Annotated in this window: 20 protein-coding genes; 11 read left to right on the top strand and 9 right to left on the bottom strand. The window is 62.6% G+C overall.

Annotated features, from left to right (window positions below):
- Positions 1-225: 225 nt before the first annotated feature.
- From AC07E3_RS04185 to AC07E3_RS04160, 6 genes are all read left to right on the top strand, one after another.
- Complete coding sequence (locus AC07E3_RS04185) at positions 226-1149, top strand: ABC transporter permease subunit (RefSeq protein ID WP_336070116.1); 924 nt, start codon at positions 226-228, stop codon at positions 1147-1149.
- Entirely contained in the window at positions 1149-2540 is a 1392-nt protein-coding gene (gene livM, locus AC07E3_RS04180; protein ID WP_336070114.1) for a high-affinity branched-chain amino acid ABC transporter permease LivM, read from the top strand. The genes AC07E3_RS04185 and livM overlap by 1 nt, the downstream gene beginning before the upstream one ends.
- Positions 2540-4084 carry an ATP-binding cassette domain-containing protein gene (locus AC07E3_RS04175; protein WP_336070112.1) on the top strand — a complete coding sequence of 515 codons (1545 nt, stop codon included), beginning with the start codon at positions 2540-2542 and terminating at the stop codon, positions 4082-4084. Before livM ends, AC07E3_RS04175 begins: the two co-directional genes overlap by 1 nt.
- Entirely contained in the window at positions 4081-4815 is a 735-nt protein-coding gene (locus AC07E3_RS04170; protein WP_065818076.1) for an ABC transporter ATP-binding protein, read from the top strand. Before AC07E3_RS04175 ends, AC07E3_RS04170 begins: the two co-directional genes overlap by 4 nt.
- Complete coding sequence (locus AC07E3_RS04165) at positions 4815-5168, top strand: DUF6867 family protein (RefSeq protein ID WP_065818077.1); 354 nt, start codon at positions 4815-4817, stop codon at positions 5166-5168. The genes AC07E3_RS04170 and AC07E3_RS04165 overlap by 1 nt, the downstream gene beginning before the upstream one ends.
- Before the next feature lie 160 nt (positions 5169-5328).
- Entirely contained in the window at positions 5329-6429 is a 1101-nt protein-coding gene (locus AC07E3_RS04160; RefSeq protein ID WP_478360384.1) for a branched-chain amino acid ABC transporter substrate-binding protein, read from the top strand.
- 342 nt (positions 6430-6771) lie between these two features.
- On the opposite strand, the gene AC07E3_RS04155 is transcribed toward AC07E3_RS04160, so the two are convergent.
- Entirely contained in the window at positions 6772-7599 is an 828-nt protein-coding gene (locus tag AC07E3_RS04155) for a ferredoxin--NADP reductase (protein WP_478360383.1), read from the bottom strand.
- Between the two features lie 195 nt (positions 7600-7794).
- Between AC07E3_RS04155 and AC07E3_RS04150 the strand changes: the two genes are divergently transcribed.
- Entirely contained in the window at positions 7795-9882 is a 2088-nt protein-coding gene (locus AC07E3_RS04150; RefSeq protein WP_478360382.1) for a hydantoinase/oxoprolinase family protein, read from the top strand.
- A complete protein-coding gene (locus tag AC07E3_RS04145) occupies positions 9879-11630 on the top strand; it encodes a hydantoinase B/oxoprolinase family protein (RefSeq protein ID WP_478360381.1) in 1752 nt (583 codons plus the stop codon). The genes AC07E3_RS04150 and AC07E3_RS04145 overlap by 4 nt, the downstream gene beginning before the upstream one ends.
- Positions 11631-11819: 189 nt before the next feature.
- Here AC07E3_RS04145 and AC07E3_RS04140 read toward each other — a convergent pair whose 3' ends face one another.
- The 5 genes from AC07E3_RS04140 to AC07E3_RS04120 all read right to left on the bottom strand — a co-directional run bounded on the left by AC07E3_RS04140 (position 11820) and on the right by AC07E3_RS04120 (position 16865).
- A complete protein-coding gene (locus tag AC07E3_RS04140; protein WP_478360403.1) occupies positions 11820-12737 on the bottom strand; it encodes an esterase-like activity of phytase family protein in 918 nt (305 codons plus the stop codon).
- Positions 12738-12825: 88 nt separating this feature from the next.
- The gene (gene cobT, locus AC07E3_RS04135; RefSeq protein ID WP_478360380.1) at positions 12826-14712 is read right to left on the bottom strand and encodes a cobaltochelatase subunit CobT; all 1887 of its coding nucleotides are present in this window, start codon (positions 14710-14712) and stop codon (positions 12826-12828) included.
- A gap of 24 nt (positions 14713-14736) precedes the next feature.
- Entirely contained in the window at positions 14737-15084 is a 348-nt protein-coding gene (locus AC07E3_RS04130; protein ID WP_478360379.1) for a GFA family protein, read from the bottom strand.
- Between the two features lie 74 nt (positions 15085-15158).
- On the bottom strand, positions 15159-16145 hold the full coding sequence (cobS, locus tag AC07E3_RS04125; RefSeq protein ID WP_336070100.1) for a cobaltochelatase subunit CobS: 987 nt from the start codon (positions 16143-16145) through the stop codon (positions 15159-15161).
- A gap of 102 nt (positions 16146-16247) precedes the next feature.
- Positions 16248-16865 carry a J domain-containing protein gene (locus tag AC07E3_RS04120; RefSeq protein ID WP_090328565.1) on the bottom strand — a complete coding sequence of 206 codons (618 nt, stop codon included), beginning with the start codon at positions 16863-16865 and terminating at the stop codon, positions 16248-16250.
- 145 nt (positions 16866-17010) lie between these two features.
- Here AC07E3_RS04120 and AC07E3_RS04115 point away from each other — a divergent pair, with 145 nt between their 5' ends.
- Complete coding sequence (locus AC07E3_RS04115) at positions 17011-17292, top strand: BolA family protein (protein WP_025029548.1); 282 nt, start codon at positions 17011-17013, stop codon at positions 17290-17292.
- An 18-nt stretch (positions 17293-17310) separates the two neighbouring features.
- Here AC07E3_RS04115 and AC07E3_RS04110 read toward each other — a convergent pair whose 3' ends face one another.
- The 3 genes from AC07E3_RS04110 to AC07E3_RS04100 are packed head-to-tail and all read right to left on the bottom strand — an operon-like array spanning position 17311 to position 20317.
- On the bottom strand, positions 17311-18576 hold the full coding sequence (locus tag AC07E3_RS04110; protein ID WP_336070099.1) for an HlyC/CorC family transporter: 1266 nt from the start codon (positions 18574-18576) through the stop codon (positions 17311-17313).
- The gene (gene aroB / locus AC07E3_RS04105; RefSeq protein ID WP_478360378.1) at positions 18573-19700 is read right to left on the bottom strand and encodes a 3-dehydroquinate synthase; all 1128 of its coding nucleotides are present in this window, start codon (positions 19698-19700) and stop codon (positions 18573-18575) included. Before aroB ends, AC07E3_RS04110 begins: the two co-directional genes overlap by 4 nt.
- Positions 19697-20317 carry a shikimate kinase gene (locus AC07E3_RS04100; RefSeq protein WP_478360377.1) on the bottom strand — a complete coding sequence of 207 codons (621 nt, stop codon included), beginning with the start codon at positions 20315-20317 and terminating at the stop codon, positions 19697-19699. Before AC07E3_RS04100 ends, aroB begins: the two co-directional genes overlap by 4 nt.
- Positions 20318-20466: 149 nt before the next feature.
- Between AC07E3_RS04100 and AC07E3_RS04095 the strand changes: the two genes are divergently transcribed.
- Both AC07E3_RS04095 and AC07E3_RS04090 read left to right on the top strand, forming a co-directional pair.
- Positions 20467-20616, top strand: a complete 150-nt coding sequence (locus AC07E3_RS04095) for a hypothetical protein (RefSeq protein ID WP_007010270.1) — start codon at positions 20467-20469, stop codon at positions 20614-20616.
- A gap of 8 nt (positions 20617-20624) precedes the next feature.
- A complete protein-coding gene (locus AC07E3_RS04090) occupies positions 20625-21551 on the top strand; it encodes a site-specific tyrosine recombinase XerD (RefSeq protein WP_336070476.1) in 927 nt (308 codons plus the stop codon).
- Positions 21552-21583: the final 32 nt, after the last annotated feature.

Raw genomic sequence — 21583 nt, 5'->3', positions numbered from 1 at the left:
GAGAATCTGCGCAAAGCGCTCAAATTTTTCCCGTCAATGCAATGACATTGCATTGGTCCAGTGCTAGCTTCCCGCGTCAACAAGAGCCGGAGAAACCGGCCTTCGGTCTGGAGCCGGTCGTGGGAAGTTTGCCGTTGCAATCGGGCGTCATTCCTCTACGACTATCAAGGGGAAAGAATAAGAAATGCGCCTGAGTGGCGACATTTCAGGGGAGTTGCATATCACATGGAATATTTCGTCCAGCAGCTTATCAACGGGCTGACGCTGGGTTCCATCTATGGGCTGATCGCCATTGGCTATACCATGGTCTATGGCATCATCGGAATGATCAACTTCGCGCATGGCGACGTCTTCATGATCGGTGCGTTCATCGCTCTGGCGATGTTCCTCATCCTGACGACCGTGCTCGGGTTCGCGTTCCTGCCCGTGGTGTTGCTCATCGTGCTCATCGTGGCCATGATCTTCACGTCCGCCTGGGGGTGGACGGTCGAGCGGCTCGCTTACCGGCCCCTGCGCGGTTCCTTCCGCCTCGCTCCGTTGATCACCGCAATCGGCATGTCGATCGTTCTGCAGAACTTCGTCCAGATCACGCAGGGTGCGCGCGTCAAACCGCTGCCGCCGCAGATCCAGGGTGGCATAACGCTGATGGAAGGAAGCGCGACCGGCATTTCGGTTCAGCTTTCCTACATGCAGATCATCATCATCCTGACGACCATTGCGCTGATGGCGGGCTTCACGCTGCTGATCACCCGCACGCCGCTCGGTCGCGCGCAGCGCGCCTGTGAGCAGGACCGCAGGATGGCTGCGCTTCTGGGCATCAATGTCGACCGCACCATCTCGCTCACCTTCGTCATGGGGGCGGCACTGGCTGCCGTGGCCGGCCTGATGTTCGTGCTGCTTTACGGCGTGATCGATTTCTACATCGGCTTCCTTGCCGGCGTTAAGGCGTTCACCGCGGCTGTTCTGGGCGGCATCGGCTCGCTTCCCGGCGCCATGCTGGGCGGGCTTCTGATCGGTCTGATCGAGGTGTTCTGGTCGGGCTATTTCTCGGTCGAATACAAGGATGTCGCGGCCTTCTCGATCCTGGCAATCGTGCTGATCTTCCTGCCCTCCGGTCTTCTCGGCCAACCTGAAGTGGAGAAGGTCTGATGGCGACGAACGGTTCGAACAGGGCGGTCGCTGGGCCGCAGAACGACCCCAATTCCTTTGCCGCTTCGGTTAAGGACGCCGCTACTGCCGGCTTCCTTGTCGCGGTGCTCGGCTTCTTCTTCATCGGCATCCGCACGGACATCGCGCCCGGCGGTCTTGATCTCAAGATGCGCTGGGGCGCGTGGATCGTCTCGATCCTCGTCGTCTTCGCGGGCCGGCTCCTCCTCAATCTCTTCGTGCTCAAGACCGACAGTCCGGTCACGCGGAAGATTGCCGGCGCGATGCCGAGCGGCTCGCGCTTTGCCGGAACGGGCAAATGGCTCATGCGGGCGCTCTTTGCCTTTGCGCTCGTGCTGCCCTTCTTCTTCACCACCTTCTTCCCGGGCAAGGATCGTCAGTTCATCGATCTGGCCATTCTGATCATGACCTACATCATGCTCGGCTGGGGCCTGAACATTGTGGTGGGGCTCGCAGGCCTTCTCGATCTGGGTTATGTCGCCTTCTATGCGGTCGGCGCCTATTCCTTCGCGCTGCTTGCACAGTATCTCGACATGGGCTTCTGGTTCGCGCTGCCGCTGGCAGGCATTCTCGCAGCCTGCTGGGGCATCGTGCTTGGCTTCCCGGTGCTGCGCCTGCGCGGTGACTATCTGGCGATCGTCACACTTGCCTTCGGTGAGATCATTCGCGTCGTGCTCCTGAACTGGTACGAGTTCACCAATGGGCCGGACGGCATCTCGGGCATTCCCAAGCCCACATTCTTCGGTCTGGAGCTGAAGCGTGGCGAGGGCGGCTTCGCCGATTTCTTCGGCATCGCCTACGATCCGATCCAGCGTTTTATCTTCCTCTACTACATCATCTTCATTCTGGCGCTGATCACCAATTTCGTGACCATGCGTCTGCGGCGCCTGCCCATCGGGCGCGCCTGGGAAGCGCTGCGTGAGGATGAGATCGCGTGCCGTTCGCTCGGCATCAACACGCGCAACACCAAGCTTACGGCCTTCTCCATCGGCGCAATGTTCGGCGGTTTTGCAGGCTCCTTCTTCGCCACGCGCCAGGGCTTCATCTCGCCGGAGAGCTTCACCTTCCTGGAATCGGCGATCATTCTCGCCATCGTGGTTCTGGGCGGTCTCGGCTCGCAGGTGGGCGTGGTGATCGCGTCGATCGTGATGATCGGCGGCATCGAGATGCTGCGCAATCTCGGCTTCCTTCAGCAGGTCTTCGGCTCCGGTTTCGACCCGGTACAGTATCGCATGCTGATCTTCGGCCTCGCCATGGTGCTCATCATGGTGTGGAAGCCGCGCGGCCTGATCTCGACCCGCGAGCCATCCGTGGTTCTGAAGGAAAAGAAACGTATCGGCGCCGATATGGTGGCTCAGGGTGAGGGACACTGATGGACGCGGCAACGACCATGAAAAACTCTGATCCGTCGACGCCCGGCTGGGACCGCGATCCGGTCCTGAGCGTCGAACATCTGACCATGCGCTTCGGCGGCCTCGTGGCCGTCGGAGACCTCTCCTTCAATGTCGGCCGGGGCGACATCACCGCCCTGATCGGCCCCAATGGTGCGGGCAAGACCACGGTCTTCAACTGTGTCACCGGCTTCTACAAACCGACCGAAGGGCGCATCGTGATGCGTCATGGGCCCGGGCGGCAGCAGGATGACGTGGAAACGGTGACTGATAGCGGCAAACGCTGGAAGACCACCGGAAACGGTGCCGTCTATCTTCTTGAGCGGATGCCCGATCACGAGATCTCGCACAGGGCCAAGGTGGCGCGCACCTTCCAGAACATCCGCCTGTTCGGCGGCATGACCGTTTTGGAAAACCTGCTTGTCGCCCAGCACAACCCGCTGATGGTGGCTTCCGGTTTCTCCATCGGCGGCATTCTGGGCCTTCCGAGCTACAAGAAGGCGCAGAAGGAGGCCGTCGACAGGGCTGTCTACTGGCTGGAGCGCACGAATCTCATCGATCGAGCCGACGATCCGGCGGCCGATCTGCCCTATGGCGCGCAGCGCCGCCTGGAGATCGCGCGCGCCATGTGCACGAAGCCGCAGCTTCTGTGCCTCGATGAGCCGGCCGCCGGCCTCAACCCGCGCGAATCCGCCGAGCTCAACGAGTTGCTGAAATATATCCGCGACGAGCACGACGTGTCGGTGCTGCTGATCGAACATGACATGGGCGTGGTGATGGAAATCTCCGACCATGTGATCGTGCTCGATTACGGTGTGAAGATCTCCGACGGGCCAGCGGATTTCGTCAAGAACGATCCCAAGGTCATCGCGGCCTATCTGGGTGTCGACGACGAGGCTGAGATCGACATGCCCGAAGTGCGCGAGGACATCGAAAAGGTTGCAGGCGACGGGCCTGAGAAGAAAAAGACGGCGGCCAAGCCCAGAGCCGTCCCCGCCGAGAAGAAGACGACATCAAAGGCAAAACCGTCGTCAAAGGCCTCGACTGCGAAGACATCAACGACCAGATCCACGGCAACAAAAGCGCCCTCTACAAAGGCTTCGAGCGCCGCAGCGAAACCGAAATCCGCTCCGTCCGCCAGCGAGGTGAAAATCGCCAATGCCGGCGACTATCCGGGCAGCCAGCCTCATGGCACAAAGAAGCCGCGTGCGGGTGGGGCCAACAATCTCACCCGCGTCAAGGGCATCGGCCCCGCCAGCGAAAAGAAGCTGAATGCACTCGGCATCTGGCATTTCGACCAGATCGCTACGTGGAAGAAGGCCGAGGTGCAGTGGGTCGGCTCCTATCTCGCCTTCCCCGGTCGCATCGAGCGTGAAGAGTGGGTCAAGCAGGCGAAGGTGCTCGCCAAGGGCGGTGAGACCGAGTTCTCCAAACGTGTCGACAAGGGTGAGGTGGCCAGCAGCGTTCCCGGCAAGCGTGGCGCACAGCCCAAAAAGAAGACCACCGGTAAGGGAGGCAAGGCATGAGCGCTCAGAACGAACCCTTGCTCTCGGTGCGCGGCGTCGAGACCTACTACGGCAACATCGTCGCTCTGCGCGGTGTCGACATGGATGTTCATCGCGGCGAGATCGTCACCATGATCGGCGCCAATGGCGCCGGCAAGTCGACGCTGATGATGACCATCTGTGGCGATCCGCGGGCCCGCAATGGACAGATCGTCTATGACGGCATCGACATCACCATGATGCCGACGCACGACATCGTCAGCCTCGGCATCGCCCAGTCGCCGGAAGGCCGACGCATCTTCCCGCGCATGACGGTGATGGAAAATCTGCAGATGGGCGCAGCCCTCGTCGATCCAAAGTATTTCGACGAGGACATCGCCAAGGTCTTCAAGCTGTTCCCGCGCCTCAAGGAGCGGATTGGCCAGCGCGGCGGAACGCTCTCGGGCGGCGAGCAGCAGATGCTCGCCATCGCGCGGGCGCTTATGAGCCGGCCCAAGCTTCTGCTTCTGGACGAGCCGTCGCTCGGTCTTGCACCGCTGATCGTGAAGCAGATCTTCGACGCCATCCGCGAGTTGAACGAGAAAGAGGGGCTGACGGTCTTCCTGGTCGAGCAGAATGCATTCCACGCGCTGAAGCTCGCCCATCGCGGCTATGTCATGGTCAACGGCAATGTGACCATGAGCGGCACGGGCGCGGAGCTTCTCAAGAAGGAAGAAGTGCGCGCGGCGTATCTCGAAGGCGGGAGGCACTGATGGAACACGCAAACGGACCGATCTGGGAAGTCACTTTCTGGGAGTTCTTCTTCGTCACAATTCTTCTTGCAGGCAGTGCAGCCTACCTTACGGGCCGCGCCATGGCGCGCACCTGGCAGGCCGATGCACAGCTTGCCTTCTACATCGTGCTTCTGGCGGCAGCGACGCGCTTCATCCATTTCGCGCTGTTCAGCGGCACGCTGCTCTCGCTTCACTACTACATCGTCGACCTGATCGTGTTGCTGATTATCGCTTTTGTCGGCAAGCGTATTACGCGCGCCGGGCAGATGGCGACACAGTATAGCTTCCAGTATCGGCGCAGTGGACCGCTCGGCTGGCAGCGTTCAGGCTGAACGGATTCATGATTAACTGGTATGAAGCCTTTATTTCTTTTTTGAATTGGGGTTTCATGCCGATTAAGCGGGCCGGTGCGGTCCGCAAAGGCCAAACCGGAAAACCAAACACCATTTCCGGAGAGCCAAGGGAACTTCTGGTGTTTTAAAGGGAGAAGTCATGAAAAAGGCACTTATGGCTGGCGCAGCACTCAGCCTCATGATGACCGGTTCCGCCTGGGCGGACATCACGATCGCAGTCGCTGGCCCCATGACGGGTCAATATGCTTCCTTCGGTGAGCAGATGAAGGCCGGCGCTGAACAGGCCATTGCCGACATCAACGAAGCCGGCGGTGTCAACGGCGAGATGCTGAAGCTGGAAGTGGGTGATGACGCCTGCGATCCCAAGCAGGCTGTCGCTGTTGCCAACCAGTTCGCAGGCTCCGGCGTTTCCTTCGTTGCAGGCCACTTCTGCTCGGGTTCGTCCATCCCGGCATCGTCGGTCTATGCCGAGGAAGGCATTATCCAGATCTCGCCGGCTTCCACCAACCCGGCTTTCACCGACAACCGGCCCGGCCCGGGCATCTTCCGCGTCTGCGGTCGTGACGACCAGCAGGGTGATGTGGCAGGCAAGTTCCTCGTCGAGAACTTCGGCGACAAGAAGGTGGCCTTCGTCCACGACAAGACCGCCTACGGCAAGGGTCTCGCCGACGCGACCATGGCGGCTTACGAGGCTGCTGGCGGCAAGCCGGCTCTCTACGAAGCCTACACCGCCGGTGAAAAGGACTACACCGCGCTCGTCTCCAAGCTGAAGCAGGAAGGCATTGGCGTTCTCTATGTCGGCGGCTACCACACGGAAGCCGGCCTCATGGCGCGCCAGATGCGCGAGCAGGGCATGGACACGGTGCTCGTCTCCGGTGACGCGCTCGTCACCGACGAGTACTGGGCCATCACCGGCGATGCGGGTGAGGGCACGCTGATGACCTTCTCGCCCGATCCGCGCAAGAACGAGATCGCAAAGCCGGTCGTCGACAAGCTGCTTGCCGCCGGCAAGACGGCTGAAGGCTATGCGCTCTACACCTATGCCGCCATCCAGGCATGGAAGGATGCCGTCGAGGCAGCCGGTTCCACCGACTACGATCCGGTCGTTGCCGCACTCAATGACGGCACGTTCTCGACCGTTCTCGGCGACCTGTCCTTCGACGACAAGGGCGACGTCACGCTGCCGGGCTATGTCTTCTACGAGTGGAAAGGCGGCAAATACGACTACCTCGAGCAGTAAGCCACTGGCTTGATGTGAGGTCTGGCGGCCCGGCAGCGATGCCGGGCCGTTTTCTTTTGGTGAAGGGCCTGCCACCAACGTCTATCCGCCTGCCACCCCGCTCTCTTCGTCATCCTCGGTCCTGAACCGAGGACCCATGCCTGAACATCAAGCATAAACCGCAGCTTCTGAAGAACGCTCGTCTCTATTGCGCCTGCGCCTGCGCGACGGCATGGATCCTATGGTAAGCCATCGGATGACGAGGCAGGGGTTTGCATTGAGGTGCTCAGACGCGTCAGCCGGTAGGGCAAAGGGGAATGAGGCGTTAGCCGCACCTCCTTCGTAACCTCAATGCAAGAGCAATCAGCCGACGAAAGCGCGTTCGACGACGAAATCGGCCGGCTCGGCGTTGGAGCCTTCCTTGAGGCCCGCCTTCTCGACCAGTGCCTTCACATCCTTGAGCATGGCCATGGAGCCGCAGATCATCACGCGGTCGTTCTCGCGGTTGAACGGCTCGGTGCCGAGCGCCTTGAACAGACCGCCATTCTCGATCAGCGTCGTGATGCGGCCCATCACGGGCGAGGTTTCGCGCGTGGTGGAAGTGAAATGGGTCAGGCGCCCGTCGACCAGCTCGCCGATCAGCGGATCGTCCCTGAGAGCGGTCACCAGTTCCTTGCCGTAGTCGAGCTCGGCCACGTCGCGGCAGGTGTGGGTGAGAATGATGTTGTCGAACTTCTCATAGGTCTCCGGATCGCGGATCAGGCTCGCAAAGGGCGCGATGCCCGTGCCGGTGGAGATCATGTAGAGGTTTTTCGCCGGCGTCAGCGCATCATTGACCAGCGTGCCCGTGGACTTCTGACGCATGAGCACCGTGTCGCCGGGCTGGATCTTCTGCAGATGCTGGGTCAGCGGACCATCCGGCACCTTGATGGAGAAGAACTCCACTTCCTCGTCCCAGGCGGGACTGGCGATGGAATAGGCGCGAAACACCGGCTTTTCCGCATTGGGCAGGCCGATCATCACGAACTCGCCGGAGCGGAAACGGAAGCTCTGCGGACGGGTGATGCGGAAGGCGAACAGATTGTCCGTATAATGCTTCACCGACGTTACACGCTCGGCAAAACAGCCGGCGGGAATCGGGAATTCGGTGGTCTTTTCGGCCTCGGTTTCGCGGAGCGCAGCGCTGTCCATCGGTACTTTCCTCGTTCGATCGGAAGTCTCTATGCCTGTTTCGGGTGCGGACGCAAACTCAAATCACGGCATTAATGGCGGCTCTTGCCTACCGAGATTATTAGTATACAAATGAATTTGACGTCAAGTTTCGAGCGTTCGACACCTATTTCATATCGTCGGGTCAAAAAAGGTTTCGCATTCCGGATTTTCCCAATGAATGAGAAAAAAGGCATCAATTCGGGTTCTGTGGTCGCCGGCATCGATGTGGGCGGCACCTTCACTGACCTGATCCTGATCGACACACGCGAAGGGTCGGATATGGGGCCTCGTGTGTGTGTCGCCAAGACCCCGACCACCATCGAGAACCAGGCCTTCGGCGTCGTCAACGCCATCCGCGAGACGGAGGTTCCGGCCTCCGAGATCGGCCTGATCGTGCATGGCACGACCACCACGACCAATGCGGTGCTGGAGCGGCAGCTTGCCAGAACCGGCATGATCACCACCGCCGGTTTCCGCGACATCATCGAGCTTGGCCGCCGCACACGGCCACAGGCCTATGGCATGACAGGAACCTTCACTCCGGTGGTGCCGCGCAACCTGCGGCTCGAAGTGGATGAGCGCATGGACGCCGCCGGCAATGTGCTCACACCGGTCGATGAGGATGGCGTGCGCGCGGCGGTGAAGGCGCTGCTCGAAGCGGGCTGCGTTTCGCTGGTGATCCACTTCCTGCATGCCTATGCGAACCCGGCGCATGAGAAGCGCGCTGCCGAAATCGCCGCCGAGATCTGGCCCAACAATTACATCACCACTGGACATGCACTTCTGTCGGAAGCGCGCGAATTCGAGCGCGGCGTGACGGCCGCCGTCAACGCCTCGGTGCAGCCGATCCTGGAGCGCTATGTCGCCCGGCTTTCCAATGAGCTGCGAGAGCTCGGCTATGCGCGCGACTTTCTGGTGATGAACGGCAATGGCGGCATGATTTCGGCTGCCCATGTGGCCCGTGAGGCCGCCAAGACGGTGATGTCCGGCCCGGCCTCGGGCGTGATGGCCGCCGCCTTTACCGCGCGGCGGGCGGGCGTCGACAATCTCATCACCTACGATATGGGCGGCACCTCCACCGACGTGGCGCTGGTGCGCGGGGCGCAGCCTGCCGTCTCCAACGAGATCGAGGTGGAATATGCCATGCCGATCCACGTGCCCATGGTGGACGTGCATACAGTCGGTGCCGGCGGCGGCTCGATCGCGCGCGTCAACGATGCGGGGCTTCTGGAAGTGGGGCCGCAGAGTGCGGGCGCAAAGCCCGGCCCGATCTGCTATGGCCGTGGCGGCACGGAGCCGACCATCTCCGACGCCAATCTTCTTCTGGGCCGGCTGAACTCGAAAAAACTTCTCTCGGTCGACAATCCGGTTTCCGTTTCCGATGTGGAGGCGATCTTTGCAGACAGGCTTGGAAGCCGTCTGGGACTTTCCGGCGTGGAAGCGGCGGGAGCGGTGCTGCAGATCGCCAATATCAAGATGGCGGGCGCGATCCGCATGGTTTCGCTCGGCAAGGGGCACGACCCGCGCGACTTTGCGCTGTTTGCCTTTGGCGGCGCGGGGCCGCTGCACGCGGCGGCCCTTGCCCGCGAACTGGGCATTCCGCGCGTGATGGTGCCGGCGCGCCCCGGCATCACCAACGCGCTTGGCTGCGTGGTGGCGGACCTCAGGCACGATTTCGTGCGCACGGTGAACCGGCCTGTCGCGAGCCTCGACGTGGCGCTGGTCAAAAGCGTGCTCGAAGAGCAGCGCGCCGAGGGCGAGGCGCTGATCGCGGAAGAGACGGTGCAGCCGGAACGCATCGAATGCGTGCACACGGCGGACATGCAGTTTGTCGGGCAGACGCATCTCATCAATGTGCCGCTGCCCGGCCCCGAGATCGATCGGGACACGCTGCAGACGCTTTTCGAGGACGCCTATTACAAACGCTTCAAGGTGCGGCTGCCGGAGATCCGCGCCAATCTCGTCAATCTCAACACGTCCGTGATCGGTGTGCGCGCCGATATCGATCTTGCCAGCCTGATCGACCCGGCGGGACGTGTGGCAACGCTGGCCGAAGCGCTGAACGAAAAACGACAGGTCTGGTTTGCCGGCGACTGGCACGACACGCCGGTCTATGCCCGCGAAAAGCTGCCGCTCGATGCGGTGATCGAGGGACCGGCGATCCTTGAACAACTCGACACGACAACTGTGATCGAACCCGGCGACCGGGCCGCATCCGATGCCGATGGGAACATCATCATCACGGTGGGAGCGGGCCGATGAACGACACCTCTTCTCTCGACGCCATAACGCTCTCTGTGATCCAGGCGGCGCTACAGCAGGTGTGCGACGAGATGGACCTGACCTTCTCGCGCGCCGCCTTCTCGCCCGTCATCGCCGAGGCAAACGACCGTTCGGACGGCATCTACGCCGCCGAGGATGGCGCGCTGATTGCGCAGGGCTCAGCCGGTCTGCCGGTCTTTGTCGGCGTGATGCAATATTCCACGCGCACGCTCATCGAGCGCATCGCGGGTGGCGAGACGGCAGCGCCCGAACCCGGCGACATCTACATCGTCAACGACCCGTATCTCGGCGGCACGCATCTCATGGATGTGCGCTTCGCCATGCCCGTGTGGCGCGATGGGAAAATCTTCTGCTGGCTTTCCAACACCGGCCACTGGCCGGACATTGGCGGCGCGGTTCCCGGCGGCTTTTCCGCCTCCGCCACCGCGGTGGAACAGGAAGGGCTGCGCCTGCCGCCGGTGAAGCTTTTCAAGAAGGGCGAACTCGACCCGGAAATCTACGCGATCATCTGCTCCAACATCCGCGTTGCCGACCAGCGCATCGGCGATATTCGCGCGCAGGGCGCGGCTTTGGAAGTGGGTGCCGAGCGGCTGACGCAGGTGCTCGACCGCTATGGCGACGAGACGGTGCGGCAGGCCATCGCCGAACTGCGCACCCGCGCGGCGACACAGATGCGCGCGCTGATCGCGCCGATCCCCGACGGGGTTTATCGCGGCGAGGCTTTCGTGGATTCCGACGGCGTGGTGGACGAACCGCTGATCATCGCGCTGGCCATCGAAAAGAAGGGCGACACGCTGACCTTCGATTTCGAAGGATCGAGCCCGCCCTGCATTGGGCCAATGAACAGCGTGCTCGCGACAACGCTTTCCTCCGTCTATCTGGCCATGCGCCACATCTTTCCCGAAGTGCCACTGAGCGCCGGCGCGTTCGAGCCGCTGATCATCAATCGGCCGGAGGGCACGTTTCTTGATGCGCGCTATCCGCGCCCGGTCTCGGGCTGTGCGGCAGAGGTTTCGCAGCGCATTGCCGAGGCCGTGTTCGCCGCCATGGTGAAGGCTCTGCCGGAAAAGGTCACCGCCGCGCCTGCCGGCTCCAGCGGAAATTTTGCGCTTGGCGGGCATGACCCGGCGCGTGGGCGCGATTTCGTGATGTACCAGATTTCCGGCGGCGGCTATGGCGGCAATGCCGACCATGACGGGCTGACCAATGGGTGCTCCACCATCGGCATCTCGAAATCACCTCCGGTGGAGGTGATGGAACAGGCCTTCCCCGTGCTCTACCGGCGCTATGCGCTGCGCGAGGGCTCCGGCGGTGCCGGCGAGCATCGCGGCGGGTTCGGCCTTTCCTATGAGGTGGAGCTTCTGCGCGGCGACGCCCGCGCCTCCTTCGTGATGGACCACGGCTGCACCGGCCCGCAGGGCGTGCTCGGCGGCAGGGACGGCAGGGTGAACGAGGTGACGGTGTGGCGCGATGGCAGCGCCCATGTGCCGCCGCATCTTTCCAAGGAACAGGATATTCCGCTGAAAGCCGGTGACCGGGTTTGTGTCGGCACGCCGGGCGGCGGCGGCTATGGCGATCCGCTGAAGCGCGCGCCGGAGAAGGTTTTGCGGGACGTAGCGCTCGGATATTACACGGCGGACGAGGCCGAGGCGCTGTTTGGCGTGGTGCTCAGCGCGAATGGTCAGGCGGTGGACGAAGTGGCAACGCAGGCGAAGCGCAGCGGCTGAGAGGGTTGAGCCAGGCGCCCTCGCCCTTCGCCTTTCGGCAAGCTCAAGAAGCTCAGGATGAGGGCTGTTGATATGCTCGCGTGTTTCAGCAGTTGCTTCGTGCGGCGACGCTCAAGTAGCCCTCATCCTGAGCTTCTTGAGCTTGCCGAAAGGCGAAGGGCGAGGGTGCTTGGTGCCATAGGGCGCCACTCACTCCCCAAGCAGCCGAAACTCCAGATAGAGATTGCGCTGCAGGAGCGAGTGGTTGTCGTCGGACATGAGCGAGACCATGGTCGCGCCATCGGCGCGCTGCCAGACATCGAGCGCTTCCATATTGTCGATCTGATGATCCATGCCGGCGGTGAAGAGCACCGGGCCGTCGGCCACCCTGCCCGGCGCAATGGTTGCGCTATCGATCCGGCGAATGCGCATGGCCACACCGCTGGCGAAGGTGAAGCGGCGCTCCAGCAGAAGCAGATCGCCATCGGGCAGAAACGCGCCATCGGTGATGTCGAAACCCTCGGAGCGTGCGACGGTGAAGACGCCCTTCATCGGCCCTTCGAGAATGGCGGCAAAGCAATTGCCATCCTCATCGATGCTGCGCTCGGCAACGACGACACGCGCCCCGTCCAGCCGCCCGCCCGGCGGCGCATAGGCGATGGTTTCGAAGCCGCGATTGCTGCGCAACTCCTCTCGCGGAACGAGATAGTCCAGATCGCGGATGGCAGCCCCCATGGCATCGCGCTCGATCTCGAACTCGGCAATGCGCTGAACGCGCTCGAAGCTCACCGTCGCCAGTTCGCCCCTGACGGCAATGCCTTCGGCATCGGTGGTCCATTTCTCGCGGGTGGAGTTGCCGTCGCCGTCCACCATGGGCTGCATGGAGAACTCGGCAAAGCCGGACGGACGCCCCTCGGCATCCCGGGTCAATGTTCCGAAGAACCAGAAGCCGGTGTCGGAAACGCCGATGAGACTGGCACCGGGCGAGGTGAAGCGAAAAGACGAAAACGCGCCAAAATGATCGACCGGCGAGGTCATGGAAAGACCGCCGACAAACTCCAGCGGTCCGAAACGCGTGTCGTGAGAACCGACGGCAAAATGGCGGATGGGCACCGCATTGACCGCCATGGGAATGGCCGGTTCCTGAGCCTTTACCGGGATGGCGATCGCAAGGGTGAGCGCCGCAAGAAACAGGCGCAGGCCCAAGGGACGCAGACTAGCCCGCACGCCGCACCGCGCCGCCGCCGCGGCGCGCGCCCTCTTCCTCGAAGAGCGAGGCTAGCTGCTCGGTCATGGCGCCGGCCAGTTCCTCGGCATCGACAATGGTGACGGCGCGGCGATAATAGCGCGTGACGTCGTGGCCGATGCCGATGGCGAGAAGCTCGACCGGCGAGCGGGTCTCGATCAGATCGATGACCCCGCGCAGATGCCGCTCCAGATAATTGCCGGGATTGACCGACAGGGTGGAATCGTCGACCGGCGCGCCATCGGAAATCATCATCATGATCTTGCGCTGCTCGGGCCGCGCCATCAGGCGCTGGTGCGCCCACAACAGCGCCTCGCCGTCGATGTTTTCCTTCAGAAGCCCCTCGCGCATCATCAGGCCGAGATTGCGCCGCGCGCGGCGCCAGGGCGCGTCGGCGCTCTTGTAGATGATGTGGCGCAGATCGTTCAGGCGGCCGGGATTGGCGGGCTTGCCATCCTTCAGCCATTTCTCGCGCGCCTGCCCGCCCTTCCACGCACGCGTGGTAAAGCCGAGGATTTCGACGCGCACGCCGCAGCGCTCCAGCGTGCGGGCCAGAATGTCGGCGCAGGTGGCGGCCACCGTGATCGGCCGGCCGCGCATGGAGCCCGAATTGTCGAGCACCAGCGTCACCACCGTGTCGCGGAAATTGGTGTCGCGCTCCTGCTTGAAGGAGAGCGGCTGCATGGGATCGATCACAAGGCGCACCAGACGCGCCGTGTCGAGCACGCCCTCTTCCAGATCGAAATCCCAGGAGCGGTTCTGCTGCGCCATCAGGCGGCGCTGCAGCCGGTTCGCCAGACGCCCGACCACGCCCTGCAGATTGGCAAGCTGCTTGTCGAGGAAGGCGCGCAGGCGGTCGAGCTCCTCTTCGTCGCAAAGCTCTTCGGCACCGATGGTCTCGTCGAACTCGGTGGTGAAAACCTTGTAGTCGATATCGCGGGCGGCCTGGTCGAACGGGCTGTCTGGACGGCGCGCCTCTCCGGGCGTTTCCGAATCGAGCTCGTCATCCTCGGAAACATCGTCGGCGGTGGTATCGCCGGCTTCGCTTTCGCCGGTCTCGGTGTCCTCGCTCTCGCCGCTGGATTCCTCGCCCTCGCTCTCTTCTCCGCCGGATTCGTCCTCTTCGCTCTGCTCGGCCTGTTCCTGGGCCTCGGGCGCGTCGCTGTCTTCCTCGCTTTCCTCGGTCTGCTCCTCCTCGGCAAGGTCCTCGCCAAGGTCGATGGAGGAAAGGAGTTCACGCACGGCGCGGGCAAAGCCGTTCTGATCGTCGATCTGGCTCGCAAGCGCCTCAATGTCGGCTGACGCCTTGTCTTCGACCCAGTCGCGCCAGAGCGACACGAGCTTTTCGCCGCTCTTCGGCGCAGGGCGGCCCGTGAGCTTTTCGCGCACCATCAGCGCGATGGCCTCCTCAAGCGGCGCATCGGCCCTTTCGGTCACGTCGGCGAGGTTGGCGCGCTCATATTTGTCCTGCAGCATGGCGGCGATGTTGTCGCCCATGCCCTGCATGGCGCGCGAACCGATGGCCTCGACGCGCGCCTGCTCGACGGCATCATAAATGGCGCGCGCCTCATTGCCTTCCGGCGCGAGGCGACGATGCAGGTCGATGTCGTGGCAGGCACGGCGCAGCGCCATGGAATCGCCAATGCCACGCGTGACGGTGAGCGCCTCGGCGCTCACCCGCTTGGGCAGATCCGGAAGCCGCGCGCGGCTGCCCGTGAGCGATGGCTTGTCCTTGGAGAAGGACACCTCCAGCTCGTGATCGCCGGCAACGGCGCGCATGCAGGCAGTGGTGGCCCGCTTGAACGGGTCGAGCGGTGCATCGGCGGGTTGTCCGGGCTTTCGGTTGGTCTGGCTCACGGGTCGTCTTTTCTCGCGATCGGCTCAGCGGGCGCGGCCGTCATATTCCTGCGGCTTGAGACCGTTGAGGTCGACACCGTCGAGGCAGCGCACATTCACCGCCGCCATTTTCGTGCCGTCCGGCATCGCGCCCCGCGCGAAGGATTCCATACCGCAGCTTGAGCAGAAGAGATGCTCGATCGTGTCGGTGTTGAAGCGATACTCCGTCAGGCTGTCATCGCCCTTTTCCAGAGTGAAATTGTCGAGCGGCGTAAAGGCGAGAATGCTGCCGCGCTTGCTGCAATAGGAGCAATTGCAGGTGATCGGATTCTTGAGATCGACATCGGCGCTATAGCGCACGGCGCCGCAATGACATCCACCCTGGTAACGCATCCGTTCCTCCTGGAACTGTGTGTTTTTCCGCATTTCTGCGGACGTCAGGTGTTTCCACCTGACTGCAAAATGCTTTAGCTCAGCGCAACGTTGGCAGCGCTCTCCGGCAGTTCCTCGCCAAAAGCGCGCTGGTAGAACTCGGCGACAAGCGCCCGCTCCAGTTCGTCGCACTTGTTCAGGAAGGTCAGGCGGAAGGCGAAGCCGACATCGCCGAAGATCTCGGCGTTTTCGGCCCACATGATCACCGTACGCGGGCTCATGACGGTCGACAGGTCGCCATTCATGAATGCCGAGCGCGTCAAATCGGCAACGCGAACCATGCGCGAGATCGTCTCGCGGCCCTTCTCGTTCTGGAAGTGCTTGTTCTTGGCCTGAACGATGGCGACTTCATCGTCATGCGGCAGATAGTTGAGCGTGGTGACGATGGACCAGCGGTCCATCTGCGCCTGGTTGATCTGCTGCGTGCCGTGATAGAGGCCGGTCGTGTCGCCGAGGCCGACCGTGTTGGCGGTGGCGAACAGGCGGAAGGCAGGATGCGGACGAATGACGCGGCTCTGGTCGAGCAGGGTCAGGCGGCCCGACGATTCCAGCACGCGCTGGATGACGAACATCACATCCGGGCGGCCGGCGTCATACTCATCGAAGACGAGCGCGACATTGTGCTGGTAGGCCCAGGGCAGGATGCCGTCCTTGAACTCGGTGATCTGCTTGCCTTCCTTGACGACGATGGCGTCCTTGCCGACGAGGTCGATACGGCTGACATGGCTATCGAGATTGATGCGGACGCAGGGCCAGTTGAGACGGGCGGCCACCTGCTCGATATGGGTCGACTTGCCGGTGCCGTGATAGCCGGCAACCATCACGCGGCGATTGTGCGCAAAGCCTGCCAGAATGGCGAGCGTCGTCTGCTTGTCGAACAGATAGTCGGGATCGACATCCGGCACGTGGGAATCGGCCACGGAATAGGCCGGCACAACCATGTCGGACTCAAAGCCGAACGTGTCTTTCACCGAAACGGTCGTATCGGGCAAATTGGCGATATCGCGGTCAATCTTGTTCATCATGCCTCCAGCGGCCAGGCCCGTGCCTGCATCGCTTGAACTGTTCGTTTTTCCGGAGCGTCTCATCAGACTTTGTTCAACGCGTCTTATCAGACGCCCGCTTTAACAGAAACCCGCCTGTTTCAACAGACGGTATGCTTCAAGCACGCTTCTGAGCCGGTCTTCAGAACCCCGGTCGCCACCATTCGCATCGGGATGGTGCTGCTTCACCAGATCCTTATACCGCGACTTGATCTGTTCGCCAGTCGCTTGTGCCCCCAGGCCCAGTGTTTCCAGCGCCTTGGCCTCAAGCGGCTTCAGCCGCTTTTCGCGCGGCTTGCGCGCGGCCTGCTGCTCGCCGAACATGTTGAACGGGTCGCCCATCCGGTTGTGATAGGCAGCACGTCCCGAGCGATAGGTCGAAAAATCGGCCGCTGCACGCGTCTCGCCACTGCCGCCCATCTTCCAGGTGGGGCGATGCCCGGTCAGCGCTTCCTTCTGGTAGCGCGCGACTTCCGTGTCGCTGAGACCCGAGAAGTAGTTGTAACCCTTGTTGTATTGCCGTGCGTGATCGACGCAGAAGCGGAAATACTGCCCCTCCGCGTGACGCCCCACGGGCGCACGATGCATGCCAGGCTCATCGCAGCCATCCCACTGGCAGCGTGGCGCGCGAGATTTCGCCTCCGCCTGCGGGTCGGGTCGAATGCGAATTTTCTCGAAATATTTCGAGTAGGGTTTCATATCGGACTGCGTGTCACCAAATCAGTGTGGAAGTATGGCCGCTCAGCGCCGGGATACAAGAATTGACTTTTGGCCAAAGTTCGACCTAGCGCTTGAATCGAACGTGAATTTGGGGATGTCCCCCATATGGTGTGAGGAGACGCGATTGTCCATCCAGTCAACGATAGAAAGCAAGCTGACCAGCGCATTTTCGCCGGAGCGGCTTGCCGTGATCAATGAAAGCCACCTGCACGCGGGCCATCAGGAGCATTTCGACGGAACCGGCGAGACGCATTTTCGTGTGCGGATTGTCGCAGAAGCCTTTGCCGGCATGAGCCGCGTCGAGCGGCACCGCGCGGTCAACGAACTGCTTGCCGAAGAGCTCAAGGACCCCGTACACGCGCTGGCCATCGAGCCCGCAGCGCCGGGCGAGCCGACGCGCTGGTGATACGGCAGTACCGGGCGGTTACCCCAGCGGCCTGATCCGCAGCCTTGTGATGCGGTTCTTGTCACGCTTCATGACGATGAAGCGCTTGCCGAAGAAGGTGAACGCCTGCTTCTCGTCCGGAATGGTCTGGGTCTCGTGGATGACGAGACCCGCGATCGTCGTCGCCTCCTCGTCCGGCAGGTCCCAGTCGAGTGCGCGGTTCAGGTCGCGGATCGGCACGGAACCTTCCACGACGATGGAGCCGTCTGCTTCCTGCTTGACGCCCTGCACCTCCACATCGTGTTCGTCGGCAATGTCGCCGACGATTTCCTCGATGATGTCCTCGAGCGTTACCAGGCCCTCCACCTCGCCATACTCATCGACAACGATGGCGATGTGCGCCTTGCGGCGCAGAAAGGCGTTGAGCTGGTCCTGCAGCGTGGTCGTGTCGGGCACGAACCATGGTTTCGACGCCACTTTGGCGATGTCGATCCTGGTATAGTCGTTCTGCACATCGCCCAATGCGCGCAGCAGGTCCTTGGCGTGGACCACGCCGACAATGTTTTCCGTCGAGCCCTTCCAGATCGGGATGCGGGTATAGGGGCTTTGAAGGATCTCGCGCACCACGACTTCGGGCGCCTCATCCGCATTGACCGAGCGCATGTTGGTGCGGTGGATCATGACGTCGGAGACTTCCAGTTCATGCAGATCGAGCAGACCTCCGACGCGATCACGATCCTGCTTGACCACAGCGCCCTCGCGGTGCAGGACCTCCACGGTGCCGCGCAGCTCTTCATGAGCTGAGAGCATCGATTCGCGGCTTTGCAGGTCGACGCCAAAGATGGCCAGAAGAAGCCGGACGATGCCATTGGCGAGCGACGACAGGAAGCCGAACAGAAGAACCACGACGCGCGCGAAGGGCGACACGGTGAGTGCGAAAAGCTCCGGCTTCGCCAACGCCCAGGACTTGGGCAGGATCTCGGCGAAAATAACAAGAAGAACGGTCATCATCACGGTGGCATAGAGCACGCCAGCGTCGCCGAAGAGTTTCAGGAACAGGCTGGTCGTCAGCGCCGAAGCGAGGATGTTGACCAGATTGTTGCCGATCAGCAGCGCACCGACGAGCCGGTCGCGCCGCTGGATCAGCCGGTCGACCAGGCCGGCGCGTGCGTCGCCATTTGCCTCCATCGTATGGAGCCTTGCCCGCGAGACGGCGGTCATACCTGTCTCGGTTCCCGAAAAGAGAAAGGAGAGCGAGATCAGGCCCAGAATGATTCCACCAGTGATCCACATCTCGGCTGTCATTGCGAAAGAGCTCCCTCAAGAAAGGACAGGACCTGGCTGGTCGGCACGTCTTTCGCAACGAAAGACTGGCCGACGCCGTGGGTGAGAATGAAGGTGAGCGCGCCGCGCGACACCTTCTTGTCCTGCGCGATATAGGTCAAAAGCTGTTCTGCGCCAGGCAGCCCCCCCGGCACGTCGGAAAGCCGGGTCGGCAGGCCGACAGCGGCGAGATGCGCCTCGACGCGCTCGGCATCGTCGGGGCTTGCCAGATTGAGCTGCGTGGAGAAGCGATGCGCCAGAGCCATGCCGATGGCCACGCCCTCGCCATGCACAAGACGCGCGCTGTCATAACCGGTGGCTGCCTCCAGCGCGTGACCGAATGTGTGGCCGAGATTAAGCAGTGCGCGGTCGCCCTTTTCCAGCTCGTCGCGGGCCACCACATCGGCCTTGGCCTGACAGGACTGCGCGATCGCCTCAACCCGCTCGGACCCGCCGGCAAACACCGCCTGCCAGTTTTTCTCCAGCCAGGCAAAGAACTCCGGCCGGTCGATGAGGCCGTATTTGGCGACTTCGGCGTAGCCCGCGCGGAACTCGCGCGGCGAGAGCGTGTCGAGCACCGCCGTATCGGCAATGACAAGCTGCGGCTGATGGAACACGCCGACGAGGTTCTTGCCATGGGCGGTGTTGATGCCGGTTTTGCCGCCGACGGAGGAGTCCACCTGGGCGAGCAGCGAGGTGGGTGCCTGCACGAAGTGCATGCCGCGCCGCACGATGCCGGAAGCGAAGCCCGCCAGATCGCCCACAACGCCACCGCCAAGCGGAATGACGATGTCGCCGCGCTCGAGCCGCGCATCGAGAATGCCGGACACCACCTCTTCAAGCGTTGCGAAACTTTTCGAGCGCTCGCCGGGGGCAACGGTGATGGCGGTCGCCTCGATGCCGGCGTCAGCGAGACTGCCCTGAAGCGTCGCCAGGTGATTTTCCGCGACATTGGCGTCGGTGATGATGGCAGCGCGCACGCCGGGAAGACGGCGCGCGATCTCCGCACCCGCCCGCCGAAGCAGGTCCGGCCCGATCAGGATGTCATAGGAGCGCGCGCCAAGCGAAACATGCACTTTGGCGGGCGCGGCATTCACATCGTTCATGATCGGGTGTCCTTCCGGCGTTCGTCCTCCCCTTTCGGGGCCTGGTTCTGCAGATGGTCGTCAAGGGCGGCAATCACCTCGGCGACGATGACCTCCTTGGCCTCGTTGCGCGAGTGAACAACGATGTCGGCCTCGGCATAAAGCGGGTAGCGCTCGTCCATCAGGCGGCGCATGACCCCTTCGGGATCGTCATTGTTCAGGAGCGGCCGGTTGGAGCGGCGGCCGACGCGTTCCATCAGGGTCGGCAGGTCGGCCTTCAGCCAGACCGAGATGCCGCGGCGCGCGACGGCCCGCCGTGTCTGCGCGCTCATGAACGCGCCGCCGCCGGTGGAAACGACACGCGGCCCGCTTTTAAGCAGACGCGCGATCACCCGACGCTCCAGCGAGCGGAATTCGCTCTCTCCATAGGCCGCGAACAGGTCCGGCACCGTCATGCGCGAAACGGTCTCGATCTCGTGATCGCTGTCGATGAAGGGCAGCTTCAGTGCATCGGCCACACGCCGGCCAATCACCGTCTTGCCGGCACCCATCAGGCCGACGAACACAAGCGAGCGCCTGCCAAGCCGGTGGGCGAGATTTTCGATATCTGGAACGGGTAGGTTTTCGGTGACTGTCATGCTCGCGCCTCTGCCTGCCGGTTTCGACACAAAAGCCATGATCCGTCAAGCGCTTGACAGGCAGGCAACGCAGTTACCCGCTTGCAATCGACAGACCGGCATCCCATAAACGGACTGGGCAGGGGAAGTCAGAATGGGGCATTGAAGGCATGCCGACGCTTTTTCGGCTATTGATGATCATCGCGGTGCTGGCCGGGCTGGTTTATGGTGCGATGGTCGCCCTCGTGACCTTCGTGGAACCGCAGACCGGCGAGATGAGCGTGCGGATCCCGGCAGATAAACTGAACCCGTCACAATGACCTCCCGGATCGGCAGCGGCGCGCGGATCGAGGCCTTTCTGGAGATGATGGCCGCCGAGCGCGGCGCCAGCGACAACACGCTTGCCTCCTATCGCCGCGACCTGGAAGACGCCGCCCTGCACATCGCAGCAAAGGGACAGGCCCTGCAGGATGCCGGTGCTGACGATCTGCGCGATTTCCTCACCGCCCTCTCCGCTCAGGGTTTTGCGGCAACGACCCAGACCCGCAAGCTCTCGGCGCTCAGGCAGTTTTTCCAGTTTCTCTATGCTGAAGGCCTGCGCGGCGATGACCCGACAGGCGTGCTCGACAGCCCGAAAAAGGGGCGCGGCCTGCCGAAGACGCTGAGCGAGGAGGAGGCCGGAAACCTGCTGGAACGGGCTGAAACGGAAGCTCGCGAAGCCGCCCCGGGCACCCCGGAACACATTGCCGCATTACGGCTCCATGCGCTGCTCGAAGTGCTCTATGCCTCGGGGTTGCGCGTTTCGGAGCTGGTGAGCCTGCCGGTCACGGTTGCGCTGCGGGACGAGCGCTTTTTCGCCGTGCGCGGCAAGGGCGGCAAGGAGCGCATCGTGCCGCTTTCAGGCAAGGCGCGCGCGGCCATGCAGGCCTGGCTCGCGGTGCGAAAAGCAAACCCCTCCCGGGCAGAAAGCACCTGGCTCTTTCCCGCCGGTTCCGAGAGTGGTCACCTGCCACGGCAGGTCTTTGCACGGGAATTGAAAGGGGTCGCCGCGCGGGCGGGCATCGACACGGCAAAAATCTCGCCGCATGTGCTGCGCCACGCCTTTGCAAGCCATCTTCTGCAGAACGGCGCGGACCTGCGCGCCGTGCAGGAACTGCTCGGCCATTCGGACATATCCACGACGCAAATCTACACGCATGTGCTTGAAAAACGCCTTGCCGAGCTGGTTCAAAAGCACCATCCGCTTGCCGATTAGCTTCATGAACGTTATGTGGAGCGTCACATTAC

It is taken from the genome of Nitratireductor lacus (genome assembly GCF_056431025.1).
The sequence above is the reverse complement of the archived record's forward strand: the minus strand, read 5'-3'. Positions and strand labels throughout refer to the sequence as shown.

What these genes read in the sequence shown, in the direction of transcription:
- AC07E3_RS04185 (WP_336070116.1), top strand. Translation starts at nt 226, where the DNA reads ATGGAATATTTCGTCCAGCAGCTTATCAACGGGCTGACGCTGGGTTCC.
- livM (WP_336070114.1), top strand. Translation starts at nt 1,149, where the DNA reads ATGGCGACGAACGGTTCGAACAGGGCGGTCGCTGGGCCGCAGAACGAC.
- AC07E3_RS04175 (WP_336070112.1), top strand. Translation starts at nt 2,540, where the DNA reads ATGGACGCGGCAACGACCATGAAAAACTCTGATCCGTCGACGCCCGGC.
- AC07E3_RS04170 (WP_065818076.1), top strand. Translation starts at nt 4,081, where the DNA reads ATGAGCGCTCAGAACGAACCCTTGCTCTCGGTGCGCGGCGTCGAGACC.
- AC07E3_RS04165 (WP_065818077.1), top strand. Translation starts at nt 4,815, where the DNA reads ATGGAACACGCAAACGGACCGATCTGGGAAGTCACTTTCTGGGAGTTC.
- AC07E3_RS04160 (WP_478360384.1), top strand. Translation starts at nt 5,329, where the DNA reads ATGAAAAAGGCACTTATGGCTGGCGCAGCACTCAGCCTCATGATGACC.
- AC07E3_RS04155 (WP_478360383.1), bottom strand. Translation starts at nt 7,599, where the DNA reads ATGGACAGCGCTGCGCTCCGCGAAACCGAGGCCGAAAAGACCACCGAA.
- AC07E3_RS04150 (WP_478360382.1), top strand. Translation starts at nt 7,795, where the DNA reads ATGAATGAGAAAAAAGGCATCAATTCGGGTTCTGTGGTCGCCGGCATC.
- AC07E3_RS04145 (WP_478360381.1), top strand. Translation starts at nt 9,879, where the DNA reads ATGAACGACACCTCTTCTCTCGACGCCATAACGCTCTCTGTGATCCAG.
- AC07E3_RS04140 (WP_478360403.1), bottom strand. Translation starts at nt 12,737, where the DNA reads ATGGCGGTCAATGCGGTGCCCATCCGCCATTTTGCCGTCGGTTCTCAC.
- AC07E3_RS04130 (WP_478360379.1), bottom strand. Translation starts at nt 15,084, where the DNA reads ATGCGTTACCAGGGTGGATGTCATTGCGGCGCCGTGCGCTATAGCGCC.
- cobS (WP_336070100.1), bottom strand. Translation starts at nt 16,145, where the DNA reads ATGAACAAGATTGACCGCGATATCGCCAATTTGCCCGATACGACCGTT.
- AC07E3_RS04120 (WP_090328565.1), bottom strand. Translation starts at nt 16,865, where the DNA reads ATGAAACCCTACTCGAAATATTTCGAGAAAATTCGCATTCGACCCGAC.
- AC07E3_RS04110 (WP_336070099.1), bottom strand. Translation starts at nt 18,576, where the DNA reads ATGACAGCCGAGATGTGGATCACTGGTGGAATCATTCTGGGCCTGATC.
- aroB (WP_478360378.1), bottom strand. Translation starts at nt 19,700, where the DNA reads ATGAACGATGTGAATGCCGCGCCCGCCAAAGTGCATGTTTCGCTTGGC.
- AC07E3_RS04100 (WP_478360377.1), bottom strand. Translation starts at nt 20,317, where the DNA reads ATGACAGTCACCGAAAACCTACCCGTTCCAGATATCGAAAATCTCGCC.
- AC07E3_RS04095 (WP_007010270.1), top strand. Translation starts at nt 20,467, where the DNA reads ATGCCGACGCTTTTTCGGCTATTGATGATCATCGCGGTGCTGGCCGGG.